24 protein-coding genes and 1 tRNA gene are annotated in these 23,437 nt (G+C 70.5%); 11 read left to right on the top strand and 14 right to left on the bottom strand.

The window, feature by feature from the left end; genetic code table 11:
* From NH287_RS11415 to NH287_RS11390, 6 genes are all read right to left on the bottom strand, one after another.
* Positions 1 to 917, bottom strand: a 917-nt coding sequence (locus NH287_RS11415; protein WP_253035722.1) for a serine/threonine-protein kinase, incomplete at its 3' end; no start/stop codon positions are given.
* The gene (locus NH287_RS11410; RefSeq protein WP_253035721.1) at positions 914 to 2,368 is read right to left on the bottom strand and encodes a penicillin-binding protein 2; all 1,455 of its coding nucleotides are present in this window, start codon (positions 2,366 to 2,368) and stop codon (positions 914 to 916) included. The genes NH287_RS11410 and NH287_RS11415, both read right to left, overlap by 4 nt.
* Complete coding sequence (locus NH287_RS11405) at positions 2,365 to 3,741, bottom strand: FtsW/RodA/SpoVE family cell cycle protein (protein ID WP_253035720.1); 1,377 nt, start codon at positions 3,739 to 3,741, stop codon at positions 2,365 to 2,367. Before NH287_RS11405 ends, NH287_RS11410 begins: the two co-directional genes overlap by 4 nt.
* The gene (locus NH287_RS11400) at positions 3,738 to 4,967 is read right to left on the bottom strand and encodes a PP2C family serine/threonine-protein phosphatase (RefSeq protein WP_253035719.1); all 1,230 of its coding nucleotides are present in this window, start codon (positions 4,965 to 4,967) and stop codon (positions 3,738 to 3,740) included. The genes NH287_RS11405 and NH287_RS11400 overlap by 4 nt, the downstream gene beginning before the upstream one ends.
* 12 nt (positions 4,968 to 4,979) lie before the next feature.
* The gene (locus tag NH287_RS11395) at positions 4,980 to 5,516 is read right to left on the bottom strand and encodes an FHA domain-containing protein (protein ID WP_253035718.1); all 537 of its coding nucleotides are present in this window, start codon (positions 5,514 to 5,516) and stop codon (positions 4,980 to 4,982) included.
* The gene (locus NH287_RS11390; protein WP_064002828.1) at positions 5,513 to 6,247 is read right to left on the bottom strand and encodes a DUF3662 and FHA domain-containing protein; all 735 of its coding nucleotides are present in this window, start codon (positions 6,245 to 6,247) and stop codon (positions 5,513 to 5,515) included. The genes NH287_RS11395 and NH287_RS11390 overlap by 4 nt, the downstream gene beginning before the upstream one ends.
* A 143-nt stretch (positions 6,248 to 6,390) precedes the next feature.
* Here NH287_RS11390 and NH287_RS11385 point away from each other — a divergent pair.
* Together NH287_RS11385 and NH287_RS15380 are read left to right on the top strand one after the other, a co-directional pair.
* Positions 6,391 to 6,474, top strand: a tRNA-Leu gene (locus NH287_RS11385).
* 91 nt (positions 6,475 to 6,565) lie between these two features.
* Complete coding sequence (locus NH287_RS15380) at positions 6,566 to 7,597, top strand: FUSC family protein (protein WP_253035717.1); 1,032 nt, start codon at positions 6,566 to 6,568, stop codon at positions 7,595 to 7,597.
* 7 nt (positions 7,598 to 7,604) lie between these two features.
* Here NH287_RS15380 and NH287_RS11375 read toward each other — a convergent pair whose 3' ends face one another.
* The 3 genes from NH287_RS11375 to NH287_RS11365 all read right to left on the bottom strand — a co-directional run bounded on the left by NH287_RS11375 (position 7,605) and on the right by NH287_RS11365 (position 9,992).
* Positions 7,605 to 8,000 (bottom strand): VOC family protein, encoded by a 396-nt coding sequence (locus tag NH287_RS11375; RefSeq protein ID WP_253035716.1) that lies wholly within the window; start codon positions 7,998 to 8,000, stop codon positions 7,605 to 7,607.
* Between the two features lie 76 nt (positions 8,001 to 8,076).
* Positions 8,077 to 8,343: a metal-sensitive transcriptional regulator gene (locus NH287_RS11370; RefSeq protein ID WP_253035715.1), complete on the bottom strand. Its 267-nt coding sequence runs from the start codon at positions 8,341 to 8,343 to the stop codon at positions 8,077 to 8,079.
* Between the two features lie 2 nt (positions 8,344 to 8,345).
* On the bottom strand, positions 8,346 to 9,992 hold the full coding sequence (locus NH287_RS11365) for an FAD-dependent oxidoreductase (protein ID WP_253035714.1): 1,647 nt from the start codon (positions 9,990 to 9,992) through the stop codon (positions 8,346 to 8,348).
* Between the two features lie 175 nt (positions 9,993 to 10,167).
* On the opposite strand from NH287_RS11365, the gene NH287_RS11360 reads away from it, so the two are divergent.
* Entirely contained in the window at positions 10,168 to 10,374 is a 207-nt protein-coding gene (locus NH287_RS11360) for a cold-shock protein (protein ID WP_253035713.1), read from the top strand.
* Positions 10,375 to 10,378: 4 nt separating this feature from the next.
* On the opposite strand, the gene NH287_RS11355 is transcribed toward NH287_RS11360, so the two are convergent.
* From NH287_RS11355 to NH287_RS11345, 3 genes are read right to left on the bottom strand one after another with little or no spacing between them, the layout of a single operon-like run.
* Positions 10,379 to 11,056, bottom strand: a complete 678-nt coding sequence (locus NH287_RS11355) for an HAD hydrolase-like protein (RefSeq protein ID WP_253035712.1) — start codon at positions 11,054 to 11,056, stop codon at positions 10,379 to 10,381.
* Positions 11,053 to 11,193 carry a hypothetical protein gene (locus tag NH287_RS11350; RefSeq protein ID WP_253035711.1) on the bottom strand — a complete coding sequence of 47 codons (141 nt, stop codon included), beginning with the start codon at positions 11,191 to 11,193 and terminating at the stop codon, positions 11,053 to 11,055. Before NH287_RS11350 ends, NH287_RS11355 begins: the two co-directional genes overlap by 4 nt.
* Positions 11,194 to 11,212: 19 nt before the next feature.
* A complete protein-coding gene (locus NH287_RS11345; RefSeq protein ID WP_253035710.1) occupies positions 11,213 to 11,641 on the bottom strand; it encodes a hypothetical protein in 429 nt (142 codons plus the stop codon).
* Between the two features lie 482 nt (positions 11,642 to 12,123).
* On the opposite strand from NH287_RS11345, the gene nucS reads away from it, so the two are divergent.
* Entirely contained in the window at positions 12,124 to 12,810 is a 687-nt protein-coding gene (nucS, locus tag NH287_RS11340) for an endonuclease NucS (RefSeq protein WP_253035709.1), read from the top strand.
* Positions 12,811 to 12,816: 6 nt separating this feature from the next.
* Here the strand turns inward: nucS and NH287_RS11335 are convergent, their stop codons facing one another.
* Entirely contained in the window at positions 12,817 to 14,031 is a 1,215-nt protein-coding gene (locus NH287_RS11335) for an MFS transporter (RefSeq protein ID WP_253035708.1), read from the bottom strand.
* Between the two features lie 65 nt (positions 14,032 to 14,096).
* On the opposite strand from NH287_RS11335, the gene NH287_RS11330 reads away from it, so the two are divergent.
* The 7 genes from NH287_RS11330 to mnhG all read left to right on the top strand — a co-directional run bounded on the left by NH287_RS11330 (position 14,097) and on the right by mnhG (position 21,433).
* Positions 14,097 to 15,137 carry a LacI family DNA-binding transcriptional regulator gene (locus tag NH287_RS11330; RefSeq protein ID WP_253035707.1) on the top strand — a complete coding sequence of 347 codons (1,041 nt, stop codon included), beginning with the start codon at positions 14,097 to 14,099 and terminating at the stop codon, positions 15,135 to 15,137.
* A gap of 83 nt (positions 15,138 to 15,220) precedes the next feature.
* Positions 15,221 to 18,136 (top strand): Na+/H+ antiporter subunit A, encoded by a 2,916-nt coding sequence (locus tag NH287_RS11325; RefSeq protein WP_253035706.1) that lies wholly within the window; start codon positions 15,221 to 15,223, stop codon positions 18,134 to 18,136.
* Complete coding sequence (locus tag NH287_RS11320) at positions 18,133 to 18,654, top strand: Na(+)/H(+) antiporter subunit C (RefSeq protein ID WP_064002838.1); 522 nt, start codon at positions 18,133 to 18,135, stop codon at positions 18,652 to 18,654. Before NH287_RS11325 ends, NH287_RS11320 begins: the two co-directional genes overlap by 4 nt.
* A complete protein-coding gene (locus tag NH287_RS11315) occupies positions 18,651 to 20,222 on the top strand; it encodes a Na+/H+ antiporter subunit D (RefSeq protein WP_064002839.1) in 1,572 nt (523 codons plus the stop codon). The genes NH287_RS11320 and NH287_RS11315 overlap by 4 nt, the downstream gene beginning before the upstream one ends.
* On the top strand, positions 20,212 to 20,811 hold the full coding sequence (locus NH287_RS11310; RefSeq protein WP_253035705.1) for a Na+/H+ antiporter subunit E: 600 nt from the start codon (positions 20,212 to 20,214) through the stop codon (positions 20,809 to 20,811). The genes NH287_RS11315 and NH287_RS11310 overlap by 11 nt, the downstream gene beginning before the upstream one ends.
* Positions 20,808 to 21,080 (top strand): monovalent cation/H+ antiporter complex subunit F, encoded by a 273-nt coding sequence (locus NH287_RS11305; protein WP_253035704.1) that lies wholly within the window; start codon positions 20,808 to 20,810, stop codon positions 21,078 to 21,080. The genes NH287_RS11310 and NH287_RS11305 overlap by 4 nt, the downstream gene beginning before the upstream one ends.
* On the top strand, positions 21,077 to 21,433 hold the full coding sequence (gene mnhG / locus NH287_RS11300) for a monovalent cation/H(+) antiporter subunit G (protein ID WP_253035703.1): 357 nt from the start codon (positions 21,077 to 21,079) through the stop codon (positions 21,431 to 21,433). The genes NH287_RS11305 and mnhG overlap by 4 nt, the downstream gene beginning before the upstream one ends.
* A gap of 3 nt (positions 21,434 to 21,436) precedes the next feature.
* On the opposite strand, the gene NH287_RS11295 is transcribed toward mnhG, so the two are convergent.
* Positions 21,437 to 23,332 carry a YhgE/Pip domain-containing protein gene (locus NH287_RS11295; RefSeq protein ID WP_253035702.1) on the bottom strand — a complete coding sequence of 632 codons (1,896 nt, stop codon included), beginning with the start codon at positions 23,330 to 23,332 and terminating at the stop codon, positions 21,437 to 21,439.
* Positions 23,333 to 23,437: the final 105 nt, after the last annotated feature.

Below are 23,437 nucleotides of genomic sequence, written 5' to 3'. Positions count from 1 at the left end.
GTGGCATCCGATCCCGTGGTCGGGGTCAGCAGCTGGGTGAACGCGTCCGCGTCGGCGGCGCCGCCGATCGCGGGGACGATGGCCGCGGCACCGGCGACGTCCCCACGACGCAGCGCGCCGGCGGCACGCGCGACGGCGGAGGTCGAGGCGGGACGGTCCTCGGGCTTCTTCGCGATCATGCTCATCACGAAGCGCTGCACGGGCTCGGCGACCGTGTCGGGCAGCGGCGGCGGGGTGTCGTTGATCTGCGCCATCGCGATGGCCACCTGCGACTCACCCGTGAACGGACGACGACCTGCGAGCAGTTCGTAGGCGACGATGCCGAGCGAGTAGATGTCGGTGGAGGGGGATGCCGCGTGCCCCGACGCCTGCTCGGGCGAGAGGTACTGAACGGTTCCCATGACCTGGCCGGTCGCGGTCAGCGGCACCTGATCGGCGATGCGGGCGATGCCGAAGTCGGTGATCTTGACGCGGCCGTCGGGGGTGATCAGCAGGTTGCCGGGCTTGATGTCGCGGTGGACGAGCCCCGCGGCGTGGGCCGCCTGCAGCGCCGATGCAGTCTGCGCGACGATGTCGAGGGTCTTGTCGGACGAAAGGGCGCCCTCGCGCTCGAGGATCGTCGACAGCGCCTCACCGGGGACGAGCTCCATGACGAGGAAGGCGGAGCCGTTCTCCTCGCCGTAGTCGAAGACGCTGGCGATGCCCTCGTGGTTCACGAGCGCGGCGTGACGGGCCTCGGCGCGGAAGCGCTCGAGGAAGCCCGGGTCGCCCATGTACTCGTCTTTGAGGATCTTGATGGCGACCGTGCGGCCGATGACGTGGTCGGTGGCCTCCCAGACCTCGCCCATGCCGCCGATCGCGATCCGCGAGTCCAGTTCGTACCGTCCGCCGAAGCTCACACCCTGCGTCGGTCTCATTCGCTCAGCACCGCCTCAATCACTTTCTTCGCGATCGGGGCCGCGATCCCGTTGCTCGTGCCGTTCTGGCCGAGCCCACCACCGTTCTCCACCATCACCGTGACGACCACTTCCGGGTCTTCTGCGGGCGCGAAACCGGTGAACCAGAGCGTGTACGGGTCCCCCGGATTGTGCTCCGCCGTTCCGGTCTTCCCGGCGACGTCGACGCCGTCTATTCTCGCACCCGACGCCGCACCGTTTTGGACATTGCCGACCATCAGGGTCGTCATCGTCTCGGCCACCTCGGGGGTCAGCGCCTCGCCGAACTGCGTGTTCCCGGGCTCGTCCTGCACCGTCAGGTCGGCCGCGACGACGCGGTCGACCATCCGCGGGTTCATGACGACGCCGTCGTTGGCGATGCCGGCGGCGACCATCGCCATCTGCAGCGGGGTGGCGCGCACGTCGGTCTGGCCGATGCCGCTCAGCGCGGTCTGCGGCTCGTCGAAGCCCTCGGGGTAGCTCGACGCGGCGACGTCGAGGGGGATCTCGAAGGCAGAGTTGAAGCCGAACTTCTGCGCCTGTTCACGGATGGCGTCGGTGCCCAGCTCGAGCGCGAGCTCGGCCATGGGGATGTTGCAGCTGAGCCGCAGCGCGGTCTCGAGCGTCGTCTTCTCCCCCGGTCCGCACGTGCCGCGGTCGAAGTTGTGCAGGACGTTGTTCGTTCCCGGGAGCGTGAAGGTCGCCGGGTTGTCGAACTCGGAGTCGGGGGTGTACTTCCCCGAGGCGAGGGCGGCGGATGCGACGACGAGCTTGAAGGTCGATCCGGGGGGCTCCGTCTCGCGGGTCACCCGGTTGGTGAGCGGTCGCAGCGGATCCGCCTGCAGCTCCTGATCGGCGGCGTTGACCGCCGAGCTGTTGTGCGAGGCGAGCTTGTTGGTGTCGAAGCTGGGGCTGGTGGCCATCGCGAGGATGCGGCCCGTGTCGGGCTCCATCGCGACGACCGCGCCCTCGAGTCCGTCCAGCGCGTCGTACGCCACCTTCTGCACCGCGGGGTCGAGCGAGAGGAGCACGTTCGACCCGCGCGGCGGCTGGCCGCTCACGATCTGGTCGAGACGGGTCAGGAACTGCTGGCTGCCGGTGCCGGCGAGGGCCGCGTTCATCGCGTACTCGAGCCCGGTCGAGGAGCGCAAGACGGGGTTGATGAACCCGGTCACGGGCGCCCACATCTCGGCATCCGGGTACGTGCGGATCCAGCTGTAGACGTCGTCGCTCGGCTCGGACGACGCGATCGCCGTACTGCCGGCGAAGATCGTGCCGCGCTGCACCGCGTACGAGTCGTACAGCGTGCGCCGGTTGTCGGGGTTCTCGTTCAGCTGACCGGCGAGGGCCACCTGGATCACGCTCGTCGCCGCGAACAGGCTGAGGAACATGAGGAGCACGACGACGCTCAGTCGACGGAGTTGCTTGGTCATCCGATCACCACCCGGGGCCTGGAGCGGACGGCATCCGAGATCCTCAACAGGATCGCGATGATGAGGAAGTTCGCGATGAGGGAGGAACCGCCGGCCGCGAGGAACGGCATCGTCAGACCCGTCAGCGGGATGAGACGGGTGACGCCGCCGACCATGATGAAGACCTGCAGCGCGAGGGTGAACGACAGCCCCGTCGCGAGCAGCTTTCCGAAGTCGTCCTGACCCGCGATGCCGATCCGGATGCCGCGGCTGACGAAGACCATGTAAAGGGCCAGGATCGCGAAGACGCCGACCAGGCCGAGTTCCTCACCGAGGCTCGGGAGGATGTAGTCGTTGTGGGCGAGCGGCGTCAGGTCGGGTCGGCCCATGCCCCAGCCGGTGCCGATGAGTCCGCCGTGGGCGAGGCCGAAGATGCCCGAGACGAGCTGGAAGCTGCTGCCGTTGATGTAGTCCGGGTTGAAGGCGTCGAGCCAGTTCGAGAACCGGGAGGCGACGTAGGGCAGGACCTGCGCGGCGGCCAGGGCGCCCGCGACGGCCAGGAGGACGCCGAGGATCGCCCAGCTCGCCTTGCCCGTCGCGACGTAGAGCATCGCGATGAACATGCCGAAGATGAGGATGCCGGTACCCAGGTCGCGCTGAAGGACGATGATCCCGAGCGAGACGCCCCACACGATCAGCAGCGGCCCGAGCTGGCGGGCGTGCGGCCAGGTGATCCCGAGGAAGCGCGTGCCGACCGAGGTGAGGGCCTCACGGGTGCGGACGAGGTAGCCGGCGAAGAAGATCGCGAGGCAGATCTTCGCGAGCTCACCGGGCTGGAACGAGAAGACACCGGCGACCGACACCCAGACGTCGGCGCCCGCCTCGATGCCGAGTCCCGGGACGAAGGGGAGCAGGAGCAGCAGGATGCCGCTGAGGCCGAACACGTACGTGTACCGGAAGAGCACCCGGTAGTTGCGCAGGAAGATGACGATGAGGATGGCGCCCGCGATCGCGATCGCCGCCCAGACGAGCTGGCGGAACCCGAGCGAGGACCAGCCGACGCGGTCCTCGGCGATGTCGAGGCGGTAGATCATCGCGACGCCGATGCCCGTGAGGAGCGTCGCGATCGGCAGGACGAACGGGTCGGCGTCGCGGGCACAGATGCGCGTCACGATGTGCAGCGCCAGCGACAGCCCCGCCAGCCATCCGCAGTACGAGAGGAACGTCGGGTCGATCTCGTCGCGGGTGCCCAGCTGGACGAGCAGCACGGCGACCGTCGAGACGATGATGGCGAACACGAGCAGGCCGAGCTCGCGGTTGCGCTGCGTCGCCGGCATCCGGAGTTTCCGGAGTGCCTTGATGACCGTCGTGTCGGTTTCTACCGCGGCTGTCATGGGGTCCCCTGGCGGAGGTTGTCGACGATCGCCTGGGCGTCGGCGAGGGATCGGGCGGAGATGGTCTGCTCCACGGACAGCCGCTGATACGCGGGTAGGTCCGCGAGGAGGATGTCGGTGTCGTCGTACGGCGTCGACAGCGAGATCGGACCGATGTCCTGCTGGATGCCGCGGTAGATCACGACGCTGTCGTCGTCGGGGCCGACGAAGTAGCGCGTCTGGGTCCAGGCGTAGCCGGCGAAGACCCCCGCGGCGAGCACCGCGACGATCGCGATGAAGCCGACGAACCACCAGACGCGGCGCCGGCGCGCGCGGCGCCGGTCCTCTTCGATGAGCTCCTCGAGGTACTCGGCCGCGGGCTCGAAGTGGCTGGGCTCGTTCGCCGCCTGGCGTCCGGTCTGGAACCAGCCCGTGCGGGCGGGGCGCGCCACGGGGACCTCGATGCCCTTCGGCGTGGCCGCGGACCCGACGACGGTCGCGGTGCCGCTGAACATCGGATGCCGCCCGCCCACGTCGACAAGGACGATCGTGACGTTGTCGGGGGCACCGGCATCCAGCGCCAGCTTCAGGAGCATGTCGGCGGTGCGACCCGGGGCGAGGTCCTGGCGCAGGACCTTGGCGGTCTGCGCGTCGTCGACGACGCCGCACAGTCCGTCGGAGCAGATGAGCCACCGGTCGCCCGGCTGGGTCTGCATGATGAACGCGTCGACCTCGGGATCGGTGCCCATGTCGCCGAGCACGCGCATGAGGACGGACCGGCGCGGGTGGTAGCGCGCTTCTTCGGGGGTGATCCGGCCCGAGTCGACGAGGCGCTGGACGAAGGTGTGATCGGTCGTGATCTGCGTCAGCACGCCGTCGCGGAAGAGGTAGACGCGGGAGTCGCCGATGTGGGCGATGACGGCGTAGTCGTCGACCATGAGCACGGCGCTGACCGTCGTGCCCATTCCGGCGAGCTCGGGGCGCTCGGCGACCGTGTCGACGAGGACGTGGGCGGCGTCGACGATCGATTCGCGGAGCTCGCGCTCGGCTTCGGCCGGCGTCGGGAACCCGTGGTCGAGGCCCTCGAGGTGGTGGACGGCGATGCTCGAGGCGATGTCACCGCCGGCGTGTCCGCCCATGCCGTCGGCGACGACGAACAGGTTCGAGCCCGAGAAGCCCGAGTCCTGGTTGTTGGAGCGGACCTTCCCGGTATGCGAGATGGCGGCGCTCGAGCCCTCGAAGACCATCGGTGCGGGCCGTTACTTCCGCAGCTCGAACGTCGTGGCGCCGACCTTGATCGGAGCGCCGACGATGACGGGGACGGGGGATGCCACGCGCTCGCCGTCGTGCCAGGTGCCGTTCGTCGAGTCCAGGTCCTGCACCATCCACTGCTCACCCCAGAGGACGAGGCGGGCGTGGTGGCTCGAGGTGTAGTCGTCGCGGATGACGAGGCCCGACTCGCTGGAGCGGCCGATCGTCAGGGGCTCGTCACCGAGGGGCAGTTCGAGTCCGGCCTTCGGTCCGCTCGTGATGACGATGCGGGACACGGTGTTGACCGTCGCCTTCTGGGGACCCGAGGGTGCCGCCGGGCGCGTCATGACCGGCGAGACGATGGAGGTCTCGGCGTTGGCCGGGGCCGTCGCGACGGGGCCCGCGGCGGCCGGTGCCGGCTCGGGCATCTTGCGCACCTTGACGCCGAACAGGTCGGCGCGCAGCGAGTAGACCACTGCGAAGACGAAGAACCACAGCAGGATCAGGAATCCGATCTGCAGCAGCAGGAGTGTCAGTTCGCTCATGCCTGGCCTCCGAGGTCGAACAAGCGGGTCGCGGGATCCTGCGGCCGCGGGGGGATGCGGGATGCCGCCTGCGCGACGACGCGGAACGTGATGCGCGTGCGACCGATCGTGACGACGGAGTCCGGCTCGAGGGCGGCCTCCGAGACCTTCTGCCCGTTCAGCTGGGTGCCGTTGGTCGAGCCGAGGTCGCGGACCATCGCACGGCGACCGTCCCACAGGATCTCGACGTGGCGACGGCTGGTGCCGGCGTCGGGGATCGTGATGTCGGCATCCGTCCCTCGGCCGATCACGGTGCGGCTGCCGGTGAGGCGGTGCTGCGTGCCGTCGATCTCGACGACGCCGTGCCACGAGACCTCCTCGGCTGAGGCGGAGCGCGAGTCGACGCGGACGGTGCCGGTCGTCAGGGACTCGTCGGGGTTGATCGCGAGCGAGACGGGGCCTGCGAAGCTGTACTTCTGCGCCTTGGCGTGGCCCTCGACCAGCTGGACGAGTTCGTCGTGCAGTGTGCGGCCGAGGGCGCCCATGCGTTCGTGGTCGGCGGGGGCGAGCCGGACGACGAGCGTGTTCGGCACGAGGATGCGGTCGCGCGAGACGACGGCGGCCTTCGCATCGAGTTCGGCACGCAGTGCGGAGGCGATCTCGACAGGCTGCACACCGCTGCGGAAGGTCTTCGCGAACGCGCCGTTCACGGCGCGTTCGATTCCCTTCTCGAAGCTGTCAAGTAGTCCCACGGGGCTCCTCAGGCAGTCTGGACCGGTGCTCACATGCTAGTTGTCGACCCTGGCAGGGTCTGGGGAACACAGCTGCGGCCGTTTCTCCGGCGGGCTCGCGCCATGATATCCTCGGAAAGTTGATCCCGTGGCGACACGGGTTCGCGCGAGTGGCGGAATAGGCAGACGCGCTGGCTTCAGGTGCCAGTGCCCGAAAGGGCGTGGGGGTTCAACTCCCCCCTCGCGCACAGACAGTGCGAAACGAAGCCGGTCGGTGGTGAGAATCCCGACCGGCTTCGTCGTTTCCGGGCGATGCAGCCGGGCTCCTAGGCTCGTACGGTGAGCACGTCGCGCGGCAGGATCTGGACCGGCGTCATCCGTGTCGCACCCTACGATCGCGACCACACCGTCGCTATCCGGGCCGCGATCAGCGTCGGCGTCCCGCTGATCGTGCTGTGGTCGATCGGTCGGCTGGACCTCAGCATCTACGCGAGCTTCGGAGCCTTCGCCTCGCTCTACGGCCGCACCGATCGCATCGGCGACCGCGTCCGGATGCAGGTGGCCGCCGGGGCGGTCGTGGTCGCCGCGATGCTCATCGGCACCGCGCTCTCGGTCGCCGACGTGCCGGCTCCGTTCGCGATCGTGGTCGTGGCTGCGGTCGCCTCCATGGCGACCCTGCTCGCATACGCGACGCAGTGGCACCCGCCCGGCGCGCTGTTCATCGTGTTCGCGGCCGGGGCCACGGCATCCATCCCTGCAGAAGGCGCGCGTTTCGGCCACGTCCTCGTCGTGGGTCTGGCCGCCGTCGTCTTCTCCCTCACGGTGACCCTCGTCTCCGAGACCGTGACCGGCCGCCGGATCCCTCGTCTCGCGCGGACGAAGAACCGGATGCCGGTGGGCGCCGTCGCCGCGGAGATGGCCCTCACGGTCGCGGTCGCGACGGTGCTCGCCGGCGCAGCCGGGCTGCTCCTCTTTCACGCCCACTGGTACTGGGCGATGGTGGGCGCGGTCGCCGCGGTGAGCGGCCCGCACGTGAAGGCCCGCGTCATCCGCGGGCTGCAGCGGCTCATCGGCACCCTGCTCGGCGTGCTCGTCGCGGCGGGCATCCTCGCCCTGGGGATGCCACCGCTCGCCGTCATCCTCATCGCCGTCGCCTTGCAGGCGGGCGCCGAGCTCTTCGTCGGGCGCAACTACGCGATCGCGATGGTCCTCATCACGCCGCTCGCCCTCCTCATGGTCCAGCTCGCCGCGCCGACAACGGCGGCGGTTCTTCTGACCGACCGAGTGTGGGAGACCGTCGTGGGGATCGCCGCGGGGACCGCCGTCGCCGTGGGCTCTGCGCTCATCCGCGGGCGCCGCCGGCGGGCCTGAGCCCGGATCAGCCCTGGTAGCCGATGAGCCAGGTGACCCCGAAGCGGTCGGTGACCGTTCCGTCGTGGTCGCCCCAGGCGCGCAGCTGCAGATCGTCGACGATCCGGCCACCGTCGGCCAGCCGGGCGAACCACGTCTCGAGGACGGCCGGCTCCGCAGCCCCCAGCAGCGCGAACATCACTCCGCGCAGCTGCAGCGCCTCGTCCCCGGGCCCGCCGTCCGAGGCGAAGAGCGCGACCGGGCCGGTCAGCATCCCGTGGGCGATGAAATCGCCGGGGCCGTCGACGCGCTCGAACTCGGCGAACGTGTTCAGCACGAGGTCGCCGCCGAACACCCCCTGATAGAAGGTCAGTGCGTCGCGCGCCGTGCCGGGGAACGTCAGATACGGGGTGAGTCCGGTCATCCGCTCACCGTAGACCGCCGTCACCCGCGTGACCAGAGCGGATGCCGGTGCCTGCCCCTCGGCCTCGCTCTGCCTCTCAGCTGAGCGAGAGGAAGAGCTTCTCGAGGTCCGCCATCTGCAGCTCGGCGTCGTCCTCGCCGAGGCACTGCTGCATCGCGGCGGCGATCACCGCGAACCCGGCCCGATCGATCGCGCTCGACACTGCGGAGAGCTGCGTGACCACCGCGCGGCAGTCGCCGCCCTCCTCGACGGCGGCGATCACGGCGGCGAGCTGGCCCTGCGCGCGCTTGAGGCGGTTCGCGATGCGGCGAACGGCCTCGTCGTCCCGGAGCGCCGTCGACACCGTCAGACCTCCTCGCGCGCCGCGGCCTCGACGCCGTCGGTCCACGTGAGCCAGCCGCCGTCGAGGTTGCGGACATCGTGCCCCAGCTGCTGCAGCAGGCGGCTCGCGGTGTGCCCGCGTTGTCCGACCCTGCAGTGCACGATGAGGGGCGCGTCGGGCAGCTCCGAATGACGCTCGCGGATCTCGTCGAGCGGCAGGAGGACGGCGCCGGGGATCGCTCCGGCCTCGTTCTCCTCGGCTGTGCGGACGTCGACCACGACGGCGCCGGCCGCGCGGGCGGCATCCACTTCGTGCCACTGGATCGTGCGGTCGGCTCCCGTCGCGAGGTTCTCGGCGACGTACCCCGCCATGTTGATCGCGTCCTTCGCCGATCCGTACTGCGGTGCGTACGCGAGTTCGAGCTGGGACAGAGCGGATGCCGTGAGCCCGGCCGTCATGGCGACGGCGAGGACGTCGAGCCGCTTGTCGACGCCGGCTCCGCCGCAGATCTGCGCCCCCAGGATCAGGTCGGTCTCGGGGTCGACGAGCAGCTTCATGGCCATCTGCTCGGCGCCCGGGTAGTACGTCGCATGCGAGAAGGGGTGGGTGTGCACGACGCGGTGCGCCCGGCCCGCCGCGACGAGCCGGCGCTCGCTCCAGCCGACGAGCCCGACCGTGAGGCCGAAAATGCCGACGATCGTCGTCCCGAGCGCGGGGGTCGCGGGTGCAGTGGCGACGCCGGCGATGTCGTCGGCCGCCGCTCGGCCGTGCCGGTTGGCGAGGCCCGCCAGGGTGACGAGGGTCGCGGCGCCGTCGAGGTGGTCGGTCTTCTCGACGGCGTCGCCCACGGCCCACACTGCCGGGATGTTCGTGCGGTGCCGGTCGTCGACGGCGATGCCGCCGGTCGGGCCGAGTGCGATGCCCGCGGCCTCGGCGATCCGGACGTCGGGACGCACGCCGCGCGCGTCGACGACGAGATCGGCGGGCACGCGGCTGCCGTCGGACAGGACGACGGCGCCGGCCTCGAGGCGCTCGATGGTGGTCCGGGTGCGGACGTCCACTCCGGCGGTCGACAGTGCACGGTGGACGGGCGAGGCCATCTCGGGGTCGAGGGCGCTCAGGACCTGCGCCCCGCGCTGCACGAGGGTGACCTGTGCGCCGCGGTGCGCGAGGTTCTCGACGGCTTCCACGCCGATGAACCCGCCACCGGCCACGACCGTCCGCGGCGTCCGCAGCCCCGCGAGGACCTCGGTGATCGCATCGACGTCGTCGACGCTGCGCAGGGTCGCGACCGGAACGCCCTCGCCCGGGATGCCGCTGGTCGCCGCCGCTCCCATGGCGAGCACGAGGTCGTCGAACGGCTCGTCCCGTTCGGTGCCGGCATCGAGGTCGCGCACCGTGACGACCTTGGACGCGGCGTCGATCGCCGTCACCTCGTGGCGCACGTGCACGCGCAGCGCGAAGCGCGCGGCGAGCGATGCGGGGGTCTGCAGCAGCAACGACGACCGGTCGGCGATCACGCCGCCGACGTAATAAGGGAGTCCGCAGTTCGCGAAGGAGACGTGCGCGCCGCGCTCGAAGACGACGATCTCCCGCTGTTCGTCGAGACGGCGCAGGCGGGTGGCCGCCGACATCCCTGCCGCGACACCTCCGATGATGATGGTCCGCATGTCCTCATGATACCCCCGGGGGTATCGCTGCAGTCGCCGGACGGGCAGACGGCGGGTGTACGCCCGGCAACGTTTGTGTCACCTTCGTACGTGGGGGGTGACTGCACAGGCTGCGAGGGCTAGGTTGGGGAACGACCGGCGGACGTGTCGTCGGCACCAATCAGTAAGGCAGTTCATGAGCGTCAGCGGTACCGTCAAGTGGTTCAACTCGGAGAAGGGCTTCGGGTTCATCGCTCCCGATGAAGGCGGCGCCGACGTCTTCGCCCACTACTCGGCCATCGACTCCTCGGGCTACCGCTCGCTGGAGGAGAACCAGCGAGTTGAGTTCGACATCGCACAGGGCCCCAAGGGTCTTCAGGCGGAGAACATCCGTCCCCTCTGAGGTTTCACACCTCTTCAGTGAGGAGCAGGCGGCGGAGCTCGACCATCGAGTCGACCGCCGCCTGCGCTCCTTCTGACTCGTGGGGCCAACTGAAGCCCCACCGCACGAAGATCACGGGCACGCCGTTCGCCGCGCCCCCGTCGATGTCGTGATGGCGGTCCCCGATGAGGATCGGTCGGCTCGTGTCGACCCCCATCGAGCGCAGCCGCCGCAGTGACTCGGCCACGATGTCCGCCTTCGAGGCGAGGGTCTTCTCGTCCGGGGTCGCGCCCGCCATCGCCTGCATGTGTTCGGCGAGACCGTAGTGCTCCATCAGCGCGACGACCTGGACCTCCGGCTTCGAGCTCGCCGTCGCCTGCGGGATGCCGGCGGCCGAGATGTCCGCGATGAGCTCCCCGACACCCGGGTAGAGCCGCGTGCGGGCCGTGTACCCGTCCTGCTTGCCGAGGGCCCGGTAGTAGGTGACCGCCTCGGACGCCTGCTCCGGCGTCATGCCGACGTTCTTCTGGAACGAGTCGTACATGGGCGGCCCGATCCAGTGGACCAGCTCCGCACGCGTCGGTGCGGGGTATCCGAAGTGGGTCAGACAACGGTCGAGACGGCTGAGGATGCCGTCGGACGCGTCGACGATGGTGCCGTCCACGTCCCAGAGGATGCAGGACCAGGGGGAGCGTGTCGTCATGCGTCCAGCCTACGGGCGGGTCGCAGCGTCCGACGGACGAGGGTGGCGACCGCGTACGCGAGTGCACCGACGATCACCTTGTCGACGAGCGAGATGGTGATGTTCACGATGCCGATCGCCGAGGTGACCGCTGCCACGACGGCACTCAACCCCAGGCTAGCGGGGGAGCGAGGCGGCGAGGCGGAATCGGGACGCCCCGAATCCCCAGACGAGTCCGGCGGACACCATCGTCACCGAGAACACCGCGTCGACGAGTTGACCTTTGAGGAGTTCGACGGTGATGAAGAGGACGCCGACGGAGGCGGCCGCCCAGGGGCCCGCGAGGATGGCCACGAGAGCCGTCCCCGCCATGTCGAAGAAGAACACGTCGCCGAGCAGGGGGTTCACGAACTTGCCGGTCGAGTTCAGGAGGACGCCCGCGACGATGACGGCGATCACGCGTCCCGGCGTGCGCCCCACCGCGGGAGGGGGCGGTGTCTCCGTGACCGGCGCCGGAGAGTGGACCGGATCGGTGGCGACGGCCTGCGCCACCCGCGCCTGCCAGGAGGACACCGCAGTGGCGTCCTCGCCGAGCGCCTCCGCCATCTCGGCGACGAGGCCGGCGTTGAGCCGACGCCGACCGAGCCGGAACGCATCCGAGATCGTGGTGTGGGCGACGCGCGCCGCCGCGGGGTTCGCGCCGGCTATGCGCCGCTCGGTGATCCGGGCGGCCAGTTCGCGGTACGAGACGCCCCTCGCGTCGCGCAGGGTGCGGAGCTCCGAGACCAGCTCGTCGATGCGCGCCGCACTCGTGTCGCTCGTGCCCCCACACCGTCATCGTAGAGCCGCGGAGGTGCCGAGTCGGACCCCGGGTCACCGACACGGCACCACCGCGGTGAGCGGCACGCGAGCCCGAATCCGCGTGCAGCGACGGCGCCCGGTGACGTGGTGATCTCGTTCTCCCCCCGGAGACGGACCGCCACCGGCGCACCTGCTCGCCGTCCACGGTACGAGCCGTCAGCCGCGGACGGGGCGTCGGAGCCCATTCCCGGACGATCCCGAACGGGCCCGCGGGTAGGCTCGTCGCCGTGCGTCTCGTCATCGCCCGCTGCTCCGTCGACTACACCGGTCGCCTCAACACCCACCTGCCGCCCGCCACCCGCCTCATCATGGTGAAGGCCGACGGCACGGTCGCGTTCCACCGCGACATCCAGCACCAACCGCTCAACTGGATGAGCCCGCCGTGCACGCTGACGGTCATCGAGCCCGGCGAGGACGACGTCGACGTCGTCGAGAAGTGGCGCGTGACGCACGCCAAGTCGGGCGATGAGCTGACCATCCGGATCTACGAGGTGCTGCACGATTCGTCGCACGAGCTCGGCACCGACCCGGGCCTCGTCAAGGACGGTGTCGAGGCCGATCTGCAGCGGCTGCTCGCGGAGCAGGTCGGCGTCATCGGCGAGAACCTGACGCTCGTGCGCCGGGAGTTCCCCACCGCCATCGGACCGGTCGACCTGCTGCTGCGCAACCCCGAGGGCGGCACCGTGGCGGTGGAGGTCAAGCGGCGCGGCGACATCGACGGTGTCGAGCAGCTCACGCGCTACCTCGAGCTGCTGGGACGCGACCCGCACCTCGCGCCGGTCACCGGGGTGTTCGCCGCCCAGGAGATCAAGCCGCAGGCCAAGGTCCTGGCGACCGATCGCGGCATCCGTTGCGTCACCCTGGACTACGACGAGATGAAGGGCATCGAGTCGGGAGCTCCGCGTCTGTTCTGACGCCGCTCAGTGGCTCGTGCCGCGGGTGCCCGGCAGGGGCTTGGCGGCGCCCGAGGCGAACCCCGACGCCGCGACCAGCGCGGCGATGATGAACAGCGTGTTGAGCAGGCCGATGTGCGTGCTGATGACACCCAGGATCGGCGGGCCGCACAGGAATGCGACGTAGCCGATGGTCGCGGCGGCGCTCACCCGCGCAGCTGCGTGCTCGGGGTCGTCGGCGGCGGCCGACATCCCGAGCGGGAAGCCGAGCGAGGCGCCCACGCCCCAGAGGGCCGCGCCGACGAAGACGAGCGGCAGGTTCGGCGCCAGGATGAACAGCAGGATGCCGACCACGGCCGTGACCGCCAGCACCCGCAGCGTCGCGACGCGGCCGAAGCGGTCGACGAGCGGGCCGCCGAAGACCCGCACGACGGTCATCGCCACGGAGAAGACCGTGAGCGCCGCGGCGCCGAGTGCGACGCCGCCCTCGTGGTCCTCGCTCACGCCGAGGGCCATCCAGTCGTTCGCGCCGCCCTCGGCGAATGCCATACCGAGCATGACCACGCCCAGCACGTAGGTGCGCGGTTCGCGCCACGCCGACAGCGCGGCCGCCAGCCGCGAACGCCACCCGCTGGGTGCCGCGTCCGGGGCGCCGAAGTCGCGCTGCGGCACGTACGCGAAGGCGACGACCGCCAGGACGACGATCGCGACGGCGATCACGGCGGTGTGCGGGAAGACGCCGATGCGTGCACCGGCCACCAGCGCGCCGATGCCGGCGCCGATGACGGTGCCCAGGCTGAAGAAGGCGTGGAACAGCGGCAGGATCGTCTTGCCCACCTCGACCTCGATCGCCGCACCGTCGACGTTCATGAGCACGTCGAGCGCGCCGTTTCCGAACCCGAAGAGGGCGAGCCCGATGAGGACGAGCAGGAGCGAGGGCGCGACGTCGGTGCCGAGGCCGATGAGGAACAGCCCCACGGCAAGGACCAGCATGACCGTCAGCATCCCGCGACGCGTCCCCATGCGGGCGGCGATGACGGAGGACACCGACAGGCCGAGGATCGACGCGACGCCCATGCCGAGAAGGAGCAGGCCGATGGTCGAGTTCTCAATGCCGAGGGCGGCCTTGATCGAGGGCACCCGCGACGCCCACGTCGCGATGCTCAGACCGCTCGCGGTGAAGATCGCGAACACGGCGAGGCGCCAGGTCCACAGACGGGAGGCGGTGAGCTGCAACGTCATGGCGTCACTCTAGCGGGATCTCCGAATCGATTCGAGAATCGGATCCGTGCGGCTACGATCGAAAGATGAGCAGCCGCCGAGCGACGATCTCCGACGTCGCGCGTGAAGCCGGGGTGTCGGCATCGACGGCATCCGTCGTCTTCAGCGGCAAGGTGTCCGTGTCGGACGCCACCCGCGCCAAAGTGCTGCAAGCGGCCGAGGCCCTCGGGTACACAGGCCCCGATCCGCGGGCCGCGTCCCTGCGCACCGGACGTGCCGGCGTCGTCGCCGTGCTCTTCCGCGAGCGCCTCGCGTCCGCGTTCCGCGACCCCGTCACCGCAGCGATGATGGACGGTCTCACCGATGCGCTCGCCCCCATCGGCGCCGGCGTCCTGCTCCTCCACGACGAGGGACCCGTCGAGTCGGCGCCCACGCTCACGACGGCGCCGGTCGACGCCGCGATCCTGCTCGGGTGCAACGAGATCCTGCAGTCCTCGGTCGACGTCCTCGGGCGCCGCGGCATCCCTGTCGTCGTCGTCGAGGGCGACGCCGGACCCGACGTGCCGCAGATCCTGCTCGACAATGTCGAAGCCCAGCGCACCGCCGCCGAGCACGTGCGCTCGCTCGGACACGAGCGGGTGGCCCTCGTCACGCTGACGAAGGATGCCACGCGCCCCCGCGGCTTCATCGACGACCCCAGCCGAATCGCCGTCGAGGTCACCCGCGACCGCCTGCGCGGCGCGCGGCAGGTCTACCCCGACGCGCCCGCCTACGCCGTCGGGGCGAGCTCGATCGACGAGGGACTCGCCGCCGGTCGCGTCCTGCTGCAGGGGGAGCGGCCCACGGCGATCATCGCGCAGAGCGACCTGCTCGCCGCCGGCGTCATCCGCGCGGCCGAGGAGGCAGGTTTGCGTGTCCCCGAGGACCTCAGCGTGACGGGTTTCGACGGCATCACGGTCGACGGGCTCGCGCCGTACGCCCTGACGACGCTCGTGCAGGACGCGATCGCGAAGGGGCGCGCCGCGGGTGAGGCCGTCGTCGCGATGCTCGAGGGGCGGGACCCGGCATCCCTCACCCTCACCTGCACATTCCGACGCGGGAACACGACCGGTCCGGTACCCGCCTGACCTGGGAACCCGCCGGGCGCCGGGTGGTCGTCAGCCGGTAGACTGGAGTCCTCGACCCCCGCGAATGCACAGAGGAGGCCAGGTTGCTGATTCTCCTCGCGGCGTTCGCGCTCGTGCCCCTCCTCCTTCCGGCACTCGTCGCGCGCCTCGGGTCACGCACCTTCCTCGTCGCGGCCATGGTCCCGATCGCCGCCTTCGTGCACACGGCCTGGCAGACGCCCGCCGTGCTCGCCGGGGATATCCCGTTCGAGACATACACCTGGATCCCGGATCTCGCGGTGCAGGTGTCGATGCGGATGGACGTTCTGTCGTGGGTGATGTCCCTCATCGTCACCGGCGTCGGCGCGCTCGTGATGATCTACTGCCGCTGGTACTTCGCCGGCAAGACCGAGGGCCTCGCGACGTTCTCGGCGGTGCTGCTCGCCTTCGCCGGGGCGATGTACGGGCTCGTGCTGACCGACGACATCGTCGTGCTCATCATGCTCTGGGAGGTCACGAGCGTCCTCTCGTACCTGCTCATCGGCTTCTACCACCGGCGCGGCGCGAGCCGTCGTGCCGCGCTGCAGGCCCTGCTGGTGACGACCCTCGGCGGGCTCGTCATGCTCATCGGCGTCGTCATGCTCGTCGTCCTCTACGGCACGACGAGCATCGCGACGATGCTCGAGACCGGCCCGATCTTCGAGGGCGGCCAGGCCGTCGCCTTGGATGCCGCGATCGTGATGCTGCTCGTGGGTGCGCTCAGCAAGTCGGCCATCTTCCCGTTCCACTTCTGGCTGCCCGGCGCCATGGCCGCGCCGACCCCGGTGAGCGCCTACCTGCACGCCGCCGCCATGGTGAAGGCGGGCATCTACCTCATCGCCCGCTTCGCCCCGGCCTTCGCCGACACCGACCCCTGGCGTCCCATCGTCATCGGACTCGGTGTCTTCACGATGCTGCTCGGCGGCTTCCAGGCGCTGCGGGAGTCCGACCTCAAGCGCATCCTCGCCTTCGGCACCGTCAGCCAGCTCGGCATGATGACCGTCGTCCTCGGGTACGGCGAACGCAACAGCGCACTCGCCGGTCTCGCCCTGCTCGTCGGGCACGCCCTTTTCAAGTCGGCGCTGTTCCTCGTCGTCGGCGTCATCGACCGCCAGCTCAGCACCCGTGACATCGCGGAGCTCTCGGGCGTCGGTCGGCAGGCGCCCACCCTCGCAACCTTCTCGATCATCGCGATCGCCTCGATGGCGGGGGTCGCCCCGACCGTCGGCTTCGTCGCGAAAGAGGCCGCGCTCACCTCGTTCCTCGAGGGCGGCACCGAGCCGGCGGCCCTCATCCCGCTCATCGGCATCCTCCTCGGTTCGGCTCTGACGGCGGCGTACGGCATCCGTTTCGTGTGGGGTGCGTTCTGGACGAAGAAGGATGCCGCCGGCGCCCCGCTCGAGCGCACCGAGTGGCCCGACCCGCCGATCGGCTTCCTCGTGGCCCCCGTCGTGCTGAGCGGTCTCACGATGGTCGCCGGCGTCGCGGCGCCGCTGGTCGACGCGGCGATCGCCGGGTACGCCGACGGCATCCCGCTCGAAGAGGGCGGCAAGGAGTCCCACCTCGCACTCTGGCACGGGTGGGAGCCGGCGCTGTTCCTGTCGCTCGGCTCGATCGCGCTCGGAGCGCTGCTGTTCTGGTTCACCCAGCGGCGCCCGCTGAAGGCGCGTGTCATGCCGTTCACGGCGAACGACGTCTACAACCTGTCCCTGCGCGGCATCGCCCGCATCTCGGTCTGGACCACCTCGCTCACCCAGCGCGGCTCGCTGCCGTTCTACGTGGGCACGATCTTCGTCGTGTTCGTCGCGGCGGAGGCCACGGCGCTGCTCGCCGGTACGGAATGGCGCATCGCGGTCGACGCGTGGCAGAGCCCGGCCCAGCTGCTGGCGGCACCGGTCATGATCCTCGCCGGTTTCGTCGCGATCCGCGCCCGTAAGCGCTACACCGGGGTCGTGCTCGTCTCGGTGACGGGGCTCGGCATGGTGCTGCTGTTCGCGACGAGCGGTGCCCCCGACCTCGCGCTCACGCAGATCCTGGTCGAGACCGTGACCCTCATCGCCTTCGCCCTGGTGCTGCGCCGCATCCCCGCCCGTCTCGGCGACCACAACGCCTCGGTGCTGCCGGTGGTCCGGGCCGTCATCGGCATCGGTGTCGGCGTCACGATGGCGGCGATCGCCCTCATCGCCACGGGGGCCCGCGTCGCCGACCCCGTCTCGGGTCCGTTCCCCGACCTGGCCTACGAGATCGGACAGGGCAAGAACGTGGTCAACGTCACCCTCGTCGACCTCCGCGGCTGGGACACGATGGGGGAGCTCTCGGTGCTCATCCTCGCCGCGACGGGTGTCGCCTCGCTCGTCTTCGTCACGAACCGCTCCGACAGCCGCGTCCTGCCGTCGATGCCGACCAGCACGGGTCGCAGCCGCCGTCCGCTCGTCGAGACGGCCGATGGCCCGCGCCCGCGCTCGACGGCGCCCGGCTCGACCCGGCAGGCCTGGCTCGTCGGCGGGCTGAAGGTCAAGCCCGAGAACCGATCGCTGCTGCTCGAGGTCATCGTCCGCATCCTCTTCCACTCGATCATCGTCGTGTCGGTCTACCTGCTCTTCGCCGGTCACAACCTGCCCGGCGGCGGCTTCGCGGGCGGCCTCGTCGCGGGCATGGCCCTCGTGATGCGCTACGTGGCGGGCGGACGGTGGGAGCTCGGTGCCGCCGCGCCCACCGATGCCGGTCGCCTGCTCGGCGCGGGCATGGTCCTCGCGCTCTCGTGCGCGATCGTGCCCCTGTTCTTCGGCGCCGCACCGCTGACCAGCACCTACTGGAAGGCCGAACTGCCGCTCCTCGGCGAGGTCGAGTTCGTGACCTCGACGATCTTCGACGTCGGCGTCTACCTCGTCGTCATCGGGCTCGTCCTCGACGTGCTGCGGTCGCTCGGCGCCGAGGTCGACCGGCAGACGCAGGCGCAGCGGGAGCGGGTGACCGCATGACCGTTTCGCTCGTCCTCGTCATCATCATGGGGGTGCTGTTCGCCGCCGGGGTGTACGCGATGCTCGAGCGCAGCCTCACGCGCGTCCTCATCGGCTTCCTGCTGCTCGGCAACGCCGCCAACCTCTTCCTGCTCGTCGTCATGGGCGCCCCGGGTGTCGCACCCTTCTACGGCAGCGCCGGCGAGGGGGAGTCCTTCAGCGACCCGCTGCCGCAGGCGCTCTCGTTGACCGCCATCGTCATCACGTTCGCGATCTCGTCCTTCCTGCTCGCCCTCATCTACCGCTCCTGGCAGCTCGGTCAGGCCGACACCGTCACCGACGACGAGGCCGACCGCGAGGTGCGCGAGCGCGGCGCCCGCGACGAGGAGACGATGGACGACGAGATCACGGACGAGGACGACGACGCCACGACCGACTTCATCGGGACGGAGACCTCGCCCATCGTGATCCTCCACGCGCAGGACATCGCCGAACTGCGCGACGACGCCCCGACGGACACCCCGGGAGGCCCGCGATGACCGCGCTCGTCCCGCTCCTGGTCACCCTGCCGCTGCTCGGCGCGGGGATCGCGCTGATTTTCGGCCGCCGCCGCCGCGTGCAGGTGGGCGTCTCGATCGTGACCCTCACGGTCGCCGCCGCCGTCGCGGCCGTGCTGCTGTACTACGTGGATGTGAGCGGGATGCCGCTGGCGGTGTCGGTCGGCGGATGGCCGATCCCGTTCGGCATCGTGCTGTACGTCGACCGCCTCGCGGCGCTGCTCGTGCTCGTCTCGAGCATCGTGCTGCTCGCGGTCCTGCTCTTCTCGGTCGGCCAGGGTGCGGCCGATGGCGACGAGGAGACCCCGGTCTCGATCTTCCACCCGTCGTACCTGATCCTCGCGGCGGGCATCTTCAACGCGTTCATCGCGGGCGACCTCTTCAACCTCTACGTCGGCTTCGAGATCCTGCTAGTCGCGTCGTACGTGCTCATCACGCTCGGGTCCACCGAGTCCCGCATCCGCACCGGCGTCGTCTACATCGTCGTGTCGCTCGTCTCGTCGATCCTCTTCCTCGCCGCGATCGCCGCCATCTACGGCGCGCTCGGCACCGTGAACATGGCCCAGCTGGCGGACCGGATGGGGGAGCTCCCCGACGAGGTGCAGCTCGTCCTTCACCTGATGCTGCTGCTCGCCTTCAGCATCAAGGCGGCGGTCTTCCCGCTGTCGTTCTGGTTGCCCGACTCGTACCCGACCGCGCCGGCGCCGGTCACGGCGGTGTTCGCGGGCCTGCTGACGAAGGTCGGCGTCTACGCGATGATCCGCACCGAGACGCAGATCTTCCGAGAGAACGACGTCAACCAGCTGCTGCTGATCGTGGCGCTCGCGACGATGGTGGTCGGCATCCTCGGCGCCGTCGCGCAGGCCGAGCTCAAACGCATCCTGTCGTTCACACTCGTCAGCCACATCGGTTACATGGTCTTCGGCCTTGCGATCGCGACACCGGAATCCCTCGGCGCCACGATCTACTACATGGTCCACCACATCGTCGTGCAGACCACCCTGTTCCTCGCGGTCGGGCTCGTGGAGCGCCGGGCGGGGTCCACGTCGATCCTCAAGGTGAAGGGGCTCATGAAGGCGGCGCCGGTGCTCGCCGTCCTCTACTTCATCCCCGCCATCAACCTCGGCGGTCTGCCGCCGTTCTCGGGCTTCATCGGCAAGTACGCGCTGTTCAACGCGGCCGCCGAGGTCGGCACGCCGATCATGTACGCCCTCATCGTCGCGGGGATCGTGACCTCGCTCCTGACGCTCCTGGCGCTGATGCGCGCGTGGAACCTCGCGTTCTGGCGCGAGGAGGAGGACCACACCGAGGAGTCCGGTGTCGTCGACCGCATCTCGTACCTGGGCGACGCCCCCGCCGCCGGTGTGCAGACCGAGCGCCGCGTCATCCCGCGCATCATGACCGCCTCTACGGCGGGCATGGTGGCCGTCACCGTGGCGCTCACCCTCTTCGCCGGCCCGCTCTACAACCTCTGCGCGAGCATCGGCGCGGCGCTTCCCTACCCCGTGAGCCTCACCCAGCTGCAGGACGAGGTGAACGATGGGAACTGACGTCAAGCGCAGCGCGCTGACCGGGATCTGGCGGCAGCTGCCGCTCTTCCTCTGGCTCATCGCACTCTGGATGCTGTTGTGGGGTCAGTTCACGGTGCTCGCCTTCCTCACCGGGACCGTCGTCGCCGTGTTCGTGACGAGCGTCTTCCGTCTGCCGCCGGTCGAGCTGTCCGGTCGCCTGAACCCGTGGTGGCTGCTCGTCTTCCTCGTGCAGTTCCTCGGCGCCGTCGTGAAGGGCTCGCTCGTCGTGGCGTGGCAGGTCGTGCGGCCCGGCCGGCAGCCGGGCGTCTCGGTCGTCGCGGTGCCGCTCGTGACCGACGACGACCTGATCATGGCCCACGTCGGGGTCACGGCATCCCTCATCCCCGGTTCGCTCGTCCTCGAGACCGACCGCGACCGCCGCATCCTCTACCTGCACGTCCTCGGGGCCGCGACGGATGCCCAGGTCGACGCTCAGCGGCGGATGGTGCAGCGCTGGGAGGCGCGGATCGTGCGGGCCGTCGGCTCGCGCGCCCAGCTCGAGGCGATCCGCGAATCGGGCGCCGGCGGCGCCGAGATCCGCACCCGCGTGAAGGAGGAGCGCTCGTGACCACCGCCCTCATCGTCGTCATCTGCGCCGTCTTCGGTGTCGCCGCCCTGCTCACGGTCTGGCGGATCATCATCGGGCCGTCGATCCTCGACCGCGCCGTCGCCTCCGACGTCCTGCTGACGCTCCTCATCTGCGCGCTCGGCGCCGAGATGGCGATCAACCATCACACGCGGACGCTTCCCGTGCTGCTGATCGTCGCGGCCGTCGGCGTATTCGGGTCGGTCTCGATCGCGCGGTTCGTCGCCCGCCGGGACGGAGCCGCGCGATGACCGAGATCCTGCACGTCGTGTCGCTCGTCCTCATCCTCGCGGGGGCGCTCCTGTGCCTGACGGCCGCGATCGGACTGCTGCGCCTCCGCGACGTGCCGACCCGCCTGCACGCGGGGACCAAGCCGCAGGTGCTCGGGCTCCTGCTGATCGCCATCGCGGTGGGGATCGAGCTGCAGTCGTGGGCGGTCGTCGCCTTCCTCGTGCCCGTGCTCGTCATCCAGTTCGCGACGGCGCCGCTGTCGGCCCACATGGTCGGGCGCCAGGCGTACCGCAACGGCACGATCGACCGGCGGACCCTGCACGTCGACGAGCTCGCCGACGCGAAGGAGACCCCGCCCGGTGCGGGCGGCTGAGTCTCAGCCGATCAGGCTCGGCTGCAGGTCGCGCATCGTCCGCCGGAACGTCATGCGCGTGACCCCGGCGACGGCGAGCAGCAGGGCGCCGACGAGCCACGTCGCGAGCACCGCGGCATCCGCCCAGGCGCGGCCCGCGATACCGCCGTACATGACCTGCCGCATCGCGTCGACGACGTACCCCATCGGCAGCACGTGGTGCAGGGCCGCCAGCGGCGCCGGCAGCGTCTGCCACGGGAACGTGCCGCCGGCGGTCACGAGCTGCAGCACCATCAGCACGAGGCCCAGGAACTGCCCGACCGACCCCAGCCACACGTTGAGCGCGAGGATGATGGCGGCGAAGGTGGCCGACGCGAGCAGCAGGATGCCGAGGGTCGGCAGCGGATGCGTGAACGAGAAGCCGAGCGCGATCGACAGCACGCCGAACAGCGTCACCATCTGCACCGCGCCGAGGGCGGCCGGCGTCAGCCAACCTGCGATCGCGACGCGGACGGGGGAGCGGAGCGCGGTGACCGCGCGACGGGACACGGGCTTCACGATGAGGAACAGCGCGTAGATGCCGATCCACCCGGCGAGGGCGGCGAAGAACGGCGCGAGTCCGGCGCCGTAGTTCTGGGCCTGGGTGAGCGAGTCCTCGGCGACACCCACCGGGTCGGCGAGGGTCGCCGCCTGCGCGGCGCGGGTCTTCGCGCTGTCGTCGGGCAGCTGCTCGGCGCCCGCCTGCAGGGCGTCGCGGAGCGTGCCCGCACCGTCCTCGAGTCGGTGGATGCCGGTGGCCAGCGAGTGCGCGCCGGTGTCGAGTTCGTGGGCCCCGGCATCCGCCGTCGCGATGCCGTCGGCGAGGGTGTGCGCCCCCGTCGCCGCCGTCGCCGCCCCCTTTGCGAGCGTTGAGCTGCCGGCGGCCACCTGGGACGCGCCGTCGTCGAGCGCGTCGATCTGCGAGACGGCCTGCTGCACCCGGGTGTCGAGGTCGTCGACGCGGGTGCCGATGGGGTCGAGGACGTCCAGCACCTTCGCGATCTGCGCGTCGTCGAGTCCCTGGTCGGTCAGCGCGCTCGTGAGGTCGCTGCGGAGGGTGGGGACGGCGGAACTCACCCGGTCGGCGGCCGATCCGACGCGGTCGGCGACGCTGCGGAGTTCCGCGGTGCCGCCCGAGACCTGCGCGGCCCCGGAGGAGAGCGAGCGCAGGCCGTCGGCGAGCGTGTCGACACCCGACGCGAGTTTCGTCGCCCCGCCCTCGAGCTTCGTCGTGCCCGCGGCCAGGGTGCCCGCGCCGTCGGCGAGGGTGTCGGCACCGTCGCCGGCCGTCGTGAGGCCGTCGGTCAGGGTGCCGGCGCCGTCGGCGGCGTCGAGGAGCTTCACGCGCACGGTGTTCAGCGCGTCGAGCATCGTCAGGCCGGCTTCGCGGACGACCTTCTCGCTCACGGTGGTGCGGATGCGTTCGACCGCCTGCGTGCCGATCGTCGAGGCGAGGTAGTTGTTGGCGTCGTTCGTCGTCAGGTCGATCTCGGCCTGACGCGGGTCCGCCGACGAGATCGAGGCGACGGCGGCGGTGAAGTCGGCGGGCAGGGTGACGGCGAAGTCGAACGCGCCGTCATCGAGGCCGCGGCGGGCACCGGCGGCATCCACTTCGTGCCAGTCGAAGCTGCCGTCCTCGAGCAGCGAGTCCGCGACCTCTTCGCCGAGGTTTCGGGCGCTGCCGTTGAGCGTCGCGCCCTCGTCGCTGACGACCAGGGCGACCGGCACCTGCGACAGGTTGCCGTACGGGTCCTGGTTCGCCCACAGGTACAGCCCGCCGTAGAGGACGGGCACGAGGATCAGGGCGATGAGGGCGATCACCCGCATGCGCGTGGAGGTGAGCCGCCGCAGCTCGGCGGCGAACAGGGCGGGGATCTTCACGGACGGATGCCTCCGGTCGAAGGGCGAGCGGTGACGGATGCCGGCCGGCGGCGCGCGCGGCGCAGCGCGGCGCCGGCGCGGATCCGCGGCCGACCGACGTGCGCG

It is taken from the genome of Microbacterium sp. CnD16-F, assembly GCF_024124465.1.
GTDB lineage: Bacteria > Actinomycetota > Actinomycetes > Actinomycetales > Microbacteriaceae > Microbacterium > Microbacterium gawkjiense.
The sequence above is the reverse complement of the archived record's forward strand: the minus strand, read 5'-3'. Positions and strand labels throughout refer to the sequence as shown.

Bases quoted from the DNA above. Each gene is read 5' to 3' on its own strand.
- NH287_RS11365 (WP_253035714.1), bottom strand. From the start codon at position 9,992: ATGCGGACCATCATCATCGGAGGTGTCGCGGCAGGGATGTCGGCGGCC.
- NH287_RS11375 (WP_253035716.1), bottom strand. From the start codon at position 8,000: ATGACCGGACTCACCCCGTATCTGACGTTCCCCGGCACGGCGCGCGAC.
- NH287_RS11410 (WP_253035721.1), bottom strand. From the start codon at position 2,368: ATGACCAAGCAACTCCGTCGACTGAGCGTCGTCGTGCTCCTCATGTTC.
- NH287_RS11355 (WP_253035712.1), bottom strand. From the start codon at position 11,056: ATGACGACACGCTCCCCCTGGTCCTGCATCCTCTGGGACGTGGACGGC.
- NH287_RS11310 (WP_253035705.1), top strand. From the start codon at position 20,212: ATGGGAACTGACGTCAAGCGCAGCGCGCTGACCGGGATCTGGCGGCAG.
- NH287_RS11400 (WP_253035719.1), bottom strand. From the start codon at position 4,967: ATGGTCTTCGAGGGCTCGAGCGCCGCCATCTCGCATACCGGGAAGGTC.
- NH287_RS11395 (WP_253035718.1), bottom strand. From the start codon at position 5,516: ATGAGCGAACTGACACTCCTGCTGCTGCAGATCGGATTCCTGATCCTG.
- NH287_RS11315 (WP_064002839.1), top strand. From the start codon at position 18,651: ATGACCGCGCTCGTCCCGCTCCTGGTCACCCTGCCGCTGCTCGGCGCG.
- NH287_RS11320 (WP_064002838.1), top strand. From the start codon at position 18,133: ATGACCGTTTCGCTCGTCCTCGTCATCATCATGGGGGTGCTGTTCGCC.
- NH287_RS11345 (WP_253035710.1), bottom strand. From the start codon at position 11,641: ATGGCGGAGGCGCTCGGCGAGGACGCCACTGCGGTGTCCTCCTGGCAG.
- NH287_RS11335 (WP_253035708.1), bottom strand. From the start codon at position 14,031: ATGACGTTGCAGCTCACCGCCTCCCGTCTGTGGACCTGGCGCCTCGCC.
- NH287_RS11360 (WP_253035713.1), top strand. From the start codon at position 10,168: ATGAGCGTCAGCGGTACCGTCAAGTGGTTCAACTCGGAGAAGGGCTTC.
- mnhG (WP_253035703.1), top strand. From the start codon at position 21,077: ATGACCGAGATCCTGCACGTCGTGTCGCTCGTCCTCATCCTCGCGGGG.
- NH287_RS11330 (WP_253035707.1), top strand. From the start codon at position 14,097: ATGAGCAGCCGCCGAGCGACGATCTCCGACGTCGCGCGTGAAGCCGGG.
- NH287_RS11405 (WP_253035720.1), bottom strand. From the start codon at position 3,741: ATGACAGCCGCGGTAGAAACCGACACGACGGTCATCAAGGCACTCCGG.